The 7,476-nt window shown below is 66.1% G+C and carries 8 protein-coding genes and 1 pseudogene; 3 read left to right on the top strand and 6 right to left on the bottom strand.

Features of this window, described 5'->3' with window-relative positions; all coding sequences use genetic code 11:
• Positions 1-221, bottom strand: a pseudogene (locus KBZ07_RS13565) (hypothetical protein); the annotation flags it as partial.
• Between the two features lie 54 nt (positions 222-275).
• Here KBZ07_RS13565 and purH point away from each other — a divergent pair.
• Together purH and KBZ07_RS13575 are read left to right on the top strand one after the other, a co-directional pair.
• On the top strand, positions 276-1,811 hold the full coding sequence (gene purH, locus KBZ07_RS13570) for a bifunctional phosphoribosylaminoimidazolecarboxamide formyltransferase/IMP cyclohydrolase (protein ID WP_254932111.1): 1,536 nt from the start codon (positions 276-278) through the stop codon (positions 1,809-1,811).
• Positions 1,812-1,895: 84 nt separating this feature from the next.
• Positions 1,896-2,360, top strand: a complete 465-nt coding sequence (locus tag KBZ07_RS13575) for a DUF4079 domain-containing protein (RefSeq protein ID WP_254932112.1) — start codon at positions 1,896-1,898, stop codon at positions 2,358-2,360.
• A 9-nt stretch (positions 2,361-2,369) separates the two neighbouring features.
• Here the strand turns inward: KBZ07_RS13575 and KBZ07_RS13580 are convergent, their stop codons facing one another.
• From KBZ07_RS13580 to sfsA, 3 genes are all read right to left on the bottom strand, one after another.
• Positions 2,370-2,999 carry a DUF1997 domain-containing protein gene (locus tag KBZ07_RS13580; protein WP_396124086.1) on the bottom strand — a complete coding sequence of 210 codons (630 nt, stop codon included), beginning with the start codon at positions 2,997-2,999 and terminating at the stop codon, positions 2,370-2,372.
• Between the two features lie 144 nt (positions 3,000-3,143).
• Entirely contained in the window at positions 3,144-4,340 is a 1,197-nt protein-coding gene (locus tag KBZ07_RS13585) for a 4-hydroxy-3-methylbut-2-enyl diphosphate reductase (RefSeq protein ID WP_254932113.1), read from the bottom strand.
• A 26-nt stretch (positions 4,341-4,366) separates the two neighbouring features.
• A complete protein-coding gene (sfsA, locus tag KBZ07_RS13590) occupies positions 4,367-5,131 on the bottom strand; it encodes a DNA/RNA nuclease SfsA (protein WP_254932114.1) in 765 nt (254 codons plus the stop codon).
• A 76-nt stretch (positions 5,132-5,207) separates the two neighbouring features.
• On the opposite strand from sfsA, the gene murJ reads away from it, so the two are divergent.
• Positions 5,208-6,833 carry a murein biosynthesis integral membrane protein MurJ gene (gene murJ / locus KBZ07_RS13595; RefSeq protein ID WP_254932115.1) on the top strand — a complete coding sequence of 542 codons (1,626 nt, stop codon included), beginning with the start codon at positions 5,208-5,210 and terminating at the stop codon, positions 6,831-6,833.
• Here the strand turns inward: murJ and KBZ07_RS13600 are convergent.
• On the bottom strand, positions 6,830-7,090 hold the full coding sequence (locus KBZ07_RS13600) for a cytochrome-c oxidase (RefSeq protein WP_197147881.1): 261 nt from the start codon (positions 7,088-7,090) through the stop codon (positions 6,830-6,832). The two genes, murJ and KBZ07_RS13600, sit on opposite strands and share 4 nt — an antisense overlap.
• A 24-nt stretch (positions 7,091-7,114) precedes the next feature.
• Entirely contained in the window at positions 7,115-7,405 is a 291-nt protein-coding gene (locus KBZ07_RS13605) for a DUF3181 family protein (protein ID WP_254932117.1), read from the bottom strand.
• Positions 7,406-7,476 lie beyond the last annotated feature (71 nt).

Here is a 7,476-nt window from a genome sequence, read left to right on the forward strand (position 1 = left end):
AGGTCATACCACTGGCGCCCTTGACCGCTGGGATGGCCCAGGGGTGCCCGCAACGCCACCACGCTCACCGCTGGACCGACCAGCAGGTCGGCCAGGTCGAGTAGGTCATCGGCATCGGCCCCCCAGCCGTGCAGCAGCACCAGCCGCTGCTCGCTGCGATCAGGGCCGCGTCGGATCACTCCGGCGTCGGGAGCGCCAGTTGCTTTGTTGTCAGGGGTCACGATTGGGTCGCTGCTGCTGCTTAGGTTGGCTCCCAAACCCGCTCTCCGGCAGCCATGGCCCCCACGGCCCTTCTCAGCGTGTCAAATAAGGAGGGATTGGTGCCCCTGGCCCAGGGGTTGGTGGGGGCTGGCTACCAGCTGATTTCCAGCGGCGGCACGGCTGCGGCCCTGCAGGCAGCCGGGCTGCCGGTCACCAAGGTGGCAGACCACACCCAGGCCCCGGAGATTCTGGGCGGTCGGGTCAAGACCCTCCACCCCCGCATTCACGGCGGCATCCTGGCCCGTCGCGCTGAGGCCAGCCATCAGGCCGATCTGGTGGCCCAGGGCATCGTTCCGATTGACGTGGTGGTGGTGAACCTCTACCCCTTCCGCGAAACGGTTGCCGATCCGGCAGTGGGATTTGATACCGCCATTGAAAACATCGACATAGGTGGGCCGGCGATGCTGCGGGCGGCGGCCAAGAACCATGCTGACGTGGTGGTGCTGACCAGCCCCAACCAGTACGACGCTTTCCTTGAGGCCCTTGCCAGCTCAGCGCTGAGCCTGGAGCTAAGGCGCCGCCTGGCCTTGGAGGCCTTCCAGCACACCGCCAGCTACGACGCTGCGATCAGCGCCTGGCTGGCTGGCCGTCTGGGGGAGGAGTTGCCGCTGCGATTGGAGCTGCCAGCTCGCCAGAGTCTGCGCTACGGCGAAAATCCCCACCAGCAGGCCCGCTGGTACAGCGAGCCCAAGGCGGGCTGGGGGGCCGCCGAGCAACTCCAGGGCAAGGAGCTCAGTTACAACAATCTGATCGATCTAGACGCGGCCCTGGCCACCGTTCGGGAGTTTGGCTATGGCCCCGCTGCCGAGCCGGCGGCCGTGGTGGTCAAGCACACCAACCCCTGCGGGGTGGCCACCGGCAGCGACGCGGCGGCGGCCCTTGCCCGGGCGCTGGATGCCGATCGCCTTTCGGCCTTCGGCGGCATCGTGGCCCTCAACAACCCGGTGGATCTGGCGGCGGCTGAGCTGCTCAGCAGCCTGTTTCTCGAGTGTGTGGTGGCACCTGGTTTTGATGGCCCGGCTCGGGACCGGCTGGCTGCCAGGGCCAATCTGCGCTTGCTGGAGCTGGCGCCCGAGGCAATTCCGCAAGCATCCCGCCGTCACTTGCGCTCCTTACTGGGTGGGGTGCTGGAGCAGGAGCTCGATGACCAACCGGTGCAGGAGAGTGGCTGGCAGGTGGTGAGCGAGCGCCAGCCCAGCTCCCAGGAACTGGTCGATCTGCGCTTTGCCTGGAAGCTGGTGCGCCATGTGCGCTCCAATGCAATCACCGTGGCCAAGGGTGGCCAGAGCCTTGGAATCGGCGCTGGGCAGATGAATCGGGTGGGCTCAGCTCGCCTTGCCCTGGAAGCCGCTGGCGATCGGGCCCAGGGCGCGGTGCTCGCCAGTGATGGTTTCTTCCCCTTTGATGACACAGTGCGGCTGGCGGCTGGCCAGGGAATTACGGCGCTGATTCAGCCCGGTGGCAGCATGAGGGATGGCGATTCGATCGCCGCCTGCAACGCCCTGGGCATGGCGATGATGATGACGGGTCATCGTCATTTTCTCCACTGATACCCCGTGGCGGGCGGCGTGAGTTGTAACTTCGCTCGATCGGTCTTTGCCGCTGCGGTTCCCGCCAGTTCTCCTTTCCCCACCATGCCCGAAGCGCTCGCCTACAACCTCAATTTCTTCCATCCCCTGCTGATGGGGGGGCTGCTGGCCCTCTCCGGCTACGGGATGTTTCTTGGCATCAAAGCGAAAAAAACCCGCACTGCGGACGCGGCGGACCGCAAGGAGCTGATCAAGGGGCAGTTCGCCAAGCGCCATTTTCAGATCGGCAGCCTGATCCTGGCGTTGATGGTGCTGGGCACCTTTGGCGGCATGGCAGTCACCTATCTCAATAACGGCAAATTGTTTGTTGGGCCTCACCTGTTGGTGGGTATTGGCATGACTTGCCTAATTGCCCTGGCGGTGTCACTCGCGCCATTGATGCAGCAGGGCAACTTGATTGCCCGCAAGGCCCACGTGGGCCTGAACATGGCGATGATGACCCTCTTTTTGTGGCAAGCCGTCAGTGGTTTGCAGATTCTGGCCAAGATCTGGGAGAAGCGGCCCGCCTGAGAGAGCCCCTTAGAACTGGGACTGTCGCCTAGGGGGACACTCGAGCCCCTGGCTCGAGTGGAAGTCTTCCTGCACCTTCCAGGTGAGCTTGCGAGAGACCTGGCGCACGATTTGCCTGAGCAGGTGGTCGCCGCTCGACTGCACCAGGCCCACGGGCAGCAGGGTGATCACCCCTGGCAGGCGGATCCAGACGCTCAGGTCCAGTTGCCAGCGCACCAGGGTGAGGGGGCCGGTCTCTTCGACCCGCAGAGAGGCGTTGAAGTCAACGTCGTAGAGACCCTCCAGATTGGGGTCACCGCCCTGGTTGGGCACCGTGAGGATGCGGTAAAGCCCCTGGTCTTGGGGGAGAAGCTGGAGACCGATCGTGGGCTCCACCTCGAAGCCGAAGTTGCCAAAGGTGCCGAGGGTAAGGGTGTAACCCTGGCTGCCAATGGCCTCAACGGTCATCGGCGCGGCGCAGCGACGAAACCAGCTCCCATGGTCATCGAGGTAGTCGGAGACAAGTCTTGCGCTGCCCCGCATTTCCATGACGTCGGCAAAGGCGCTGGCATAGCGGCGCACCTGGGGATCATCGCTGTAGCGCAGCTGCGAGCCACCGGATGCGGTGGGGTCCTGGTCCAGCGATGCGGTCGACAGCAGCAAAGACAACAGTGGCAACTCCAGGTGGTGGGACTGGTGGGGCAGGGGGCCTCTTTCTTTAATCAATGTAAAGGCGATTCGGGGTCCCCTCGCCTGAGGCTTTGACATCCAGACGGCAAAGGTGCGGATCTGGTGACGATTGGCTCAGGTCTGGCAGAGGTCGATCAGCCGCTTGATCACGTCTTCGACCACCCGGTCTGGGGTGGAGGCTCCAGAGGTGATCCCCACTCGGATCGGACCCTCCGGCAGGAAGGGCTCCTCCAGCTCCAGCGCGCCGCCGAGGGGCATGTGATCAATGCGATTGCCCGGGCCAATGCGCTCGGGGGTGTCGATGTGGAAGGAGCGGATGCCGCGGCTGACGGCGATTTCCTGCAGGTGGGTGGTGTTGGAGGAGTTGTAGCCGCCGATCACCACCATCAGATCGAGGGGTTCATCCACCAGGGTGAAGATGGCGTCCTGGCGTTCCTGGGTGGCGTCGCAGATCGTGTTGAACGCCAGGAAGTGCTCATTTAGCTCGATGGGCCCGAAGCGCTGCAACAGCGTGCGCTCGAACATCCGGCCGATTTCCTCGGTTTCGCTCTTGAGCATGGTGGTCTGGTTGGCCACCCCTAGCCGGAGCAGATCCCGATCGGGATCGAAGCCCGGCGAACAGGCCTTGGCGAAGCGGGCCATGAAGGCCGTCCGGTCGCCATTGCCCAGGATGTAGTCGCACACCAGCTGGGCCTCGGCGAGGTCGAGCACCACCAGGTAGGTGCCGGCGAAGGAGCTGGTGGCCAGGGTCTCCTCGTGCTTCACCTTGCCGTGAATGATCGAGGTGAATGAGTGCTTCTTGTGCTTCTCCACCGTGTTCCACACCTTGGAAACCCAGGGGCAGGTGGTGTCAACGATGTGGCAGCCCCGTTCGTTGAGCAGCTGCATCTCCTGCACGGTGGCGCCGAAGGCCGGCAGGATCACCACATCACCGCCTGCCACCTCGGAGAAGTCCTTCACTCCCTGATCCACCTGGATGAATTTCACATCCATCTGGCGCAGGTGGTCGTTCACCGAGGGGTTGTGGATGATTTCGTTGGTGATCCAGAGCCGCTCGGTGGGGAAGTGGCGGCGCGTTTCGTAGGCCATGGCCACGGCGCGCTCAACGCCCCAGCAAAAGCCGAAGGCTTCGGCCAGGCGCACGGTGAGCCGGCCCCGCTGCAGGGTGTGGCCGGTCTCACGCAGCTTGGCAATCAGATCACTTTGGTAAGCCTGCTCGAGGTTGCCTGCCACCTCATCCCCCAGGCCAAAACCGCGGCGGTTGTATCGCTCCGAGTGGTGCAGCGAGCGCTTGAAGGCACGGGTATCCACAACAGTCGCTGCTTTGGGTATCAACTCTATGGGCCTTCGGCGGGCCCCCGTTGCTCCACCATGGCCAGCCCCTGCCAGCTCACCTCGGTGGCCGAGAAGCTGTAGCGGCAGGCAAGCACCTCCACGCCTGCCGCCAGGGCCTGGCGGAACAGCTCGCCGTAGTGCGGGTCGGCCGCATCGCCCGGTGCGAAGCGGCTCACATCAGAGCGGCTCAGGCAGGGCACCAATACGGCGCGGGCTTCCGGCAACAGGGCCATCAGTTCCACCAGATGTTTCTGGCCCCGCTCGGTCACCGTGTCGGGAAAGAGGGCCAGCTCGCCGGCGGTCCAGGTGGTGTTCTTGACCTCGAGGTAAATCGGTCTGGGATCGGCGGCCCCTGCCGCGGGGGTCAGCAGCAGGTCGATGCGGCTGCGCCGGCCCAGGCCGTAGGGCACCTCGGCCCGGATGGCGCCGATGGGGCCGAGCCAGGGTTCCAGGCAGCCGGCCTCAATCGTGGCCCGCACCAGGTGGTTGGGCAGGGCCGTGTTGATGCCCACCCAGATGGGGGCTCCCTCGGCGCCCTGCACTTCGGCCTGCTCCCAGGTCCAGGCCAGCTTGCGGCTGGGGGAGGGGGCATGGCGCAGTCGCACCCGCCCGCCGGGGTGCAGCACGCCGGTCATCGGTCCGGTGTTGGGACAGTGGGCCGTCACCAGCTCGCCGCCCTCCAATTCCACATCGGCCAGGAAGCGCTTGTAACGCCGCACCAGGGTGCCTTCCACCAGCGGACCAAGGCTGAGCACGGGGGTGGCCATGGCGGGCGCGGCTGGGTTGGGTGGGAGTGAGCCAGCCATACTGCCGCTCAACTCCCAAGGCTCCTGGCCCCACTGGATGGCACAGTCCCTCAGGCGCATTGCCCTGGTCGTGGCGGTTGCCACGGCCCTCAGCAAGGTGGCGGGGCTGGTGCGCCAGCAGGTCATTGCCGCCGCCTTCGGTGTGGGTGCCGCTTACGACGCCTACAACTACGCCTATGTGCTGCCGGGCTTTCTGCTGATCCTGCTGGGGGGCATCAACGGCCCTTTCCACAGCGCCATGGTGAGCGTTCTGGCCCGGCGGCCCCGCGCCGAGGGCGCCCACGTGCTGGCGGCGATGAACACCCTGGTGGGGGCGGGCCTGATCGGGGTCACCGTGCTGCTGCTGGTGTTCGCCGATCCCCTGATCAGCCTGGTGGGGCCTGGCCTCGATGCCAGCCGCCACGACATCGCCGTGCTGCAGCTGCGCTGGATGGCGCCGATGGCCCTGTTCGCCGGCCTGATCGGCCTGGGCTTCGGTGCCCTCAATGCCGCCGATGAGTTTTGGTTGCCTTCGGTGAGCCCGTTGCTCTCGAGTGTGGCCGTGATCGCCGGCATCGCCGTGCTCTGGTGGCAGCTCGGCCCAGGGATCACCCTGCCCACCACGGCGGTGCTCGGTGGGGTGGTGCTGGCCGGCTCCACCACCCTCGGCGCGGTGTTGCAGTGGCTGATCCAGCTGCCGGCCCTGGCCCGTCAGGGGCTGAATCGCTTTCAGCTGGTATGGGATTGGCAGGACCCGGGGGTGCGCGAGGTGCTCCAGGTGATGGGGCCCGCCACCCTCTCCTCAGGCATGTTGCAGATCAACGTGTTTGTCTCCCTCTTCTTCGCTTCGGGCATTCCGGCGGCGGCGGCGGGACTGGGCTACGCCAACCTGCTGGTGCAGACGCCCCTGGGGCTGCTGTCCAATGTCTTACTGGTGCCGCTCCTGCCGGTCTACGCCAGGCTTACGGCTCCGCAAGACCGGCCCGAGTTGATTGGCCGCATCCGCCAGGGGTTGATGCTCTCGAATGCCAGCATGTTGCCGCTGGGGGCCCTGATGGTGGGCCTCGCCCTGCCGATTGTGGCGCTGATCTACGAGCGGGGGGCCTTCGATGCCGGCGCGGCCGAGCTGGTCGGCACCCTGTTGATGGCCTACGGCATCGGCATGCCGGCCTACCTGGCTCGTGACGTGCTGGTGCGCGTCTTCTATGCCCTGGGCGACGGGGTCACCCCCTTTCGCTGGTCGCTGGCTGGGATCGGTCTGAATGCGATTTTCTGTTGTGCCTTTGTCGGTGGGCCCGGTCCCACGGGGGTGCAGTTGCTGCCGAACCTCTACTGCGGAGCTGCTGGCCTGGTGCTGGCCACCGTGGCAGTGAACCTGATCACCTGTGTGGGCTTGCTGCTGGCCCTGCAGGGCCAGCTGGGGGGCCTGCCGCTGCGCCTCTGGCTGCGGGACACCCTGCTGCTGTTTGGAGCTGCCGTGCTGGCCGGCTTGGCGGCCTGGGGAATCGCCCTGGGCGTGGCGTGGCCCACGGGGCTTTGGGGGCGCTTGCTGGAGTGCGGCTTTGCAGGTGGCGTGGGGGTGCTGGTGTACGGCCTGGTGGCCAGCCTGGCGGGGGTTCCGGAAGTGACCGCAGGCATCGCCCAGCTGCGGGGGCGGTTGCCCCGCTTCGGCGCCAGGCGCTAATCGCTCAGATTCACATCGCGCACATCCCGCACCTGCACGGGGATCTCCAGGTGTGAGCGGCCCACCATCTGGGGGCCGTCCACCGAGAAGATCCGCGCCTCGATCCCAAATTCCTTGAAGGCGGTTTCCAGCTCCTGGATCAGGGCTTTTTCCACCTGGGCCTCCGCATCCACCACCTTGCCGATCAGGCGTCCGCCAAGGCGACCCATGCGTTTGCGCACCACGTCGCGGGCGTTGGTGACCTCAATGACCAGCACAGCCCGCAGCCAGGTGGCGCAACCTTATCGGCAAAACGGTTCCAGCACCTCTTCGAGATCGCGCAACTGACCGGCTGGCACGAGTCGGGCAAGGGGCATGCGGGTGGCGCCACCACCGATGGGCACCTGCACGGCCTCAAGCGCCTGGCGGGCACACACCTGGGCTCCCTGGTCAATTCGGCCGGCGCATTCGATGGCCAGGGTCTGGGCCAGGCCGGCATCGCCCAGGTAGAGGTGCCAGCCGGCCACCTGCACGTAGAGGCGATCGGCCAGGGCCAGTTCGAGTTCCTTGAGGTCTGAGGCGGTGAGGGTCATGGCTCGGTTTTGGAGCGTTGGTTTTCGGCTGGGGGGGCCGGGCGCATGGCGATCACCACCCCGGCGTGCAC

This window comes from Cyanobium sp. BA20m-14 (assembly GCF_024346295.1).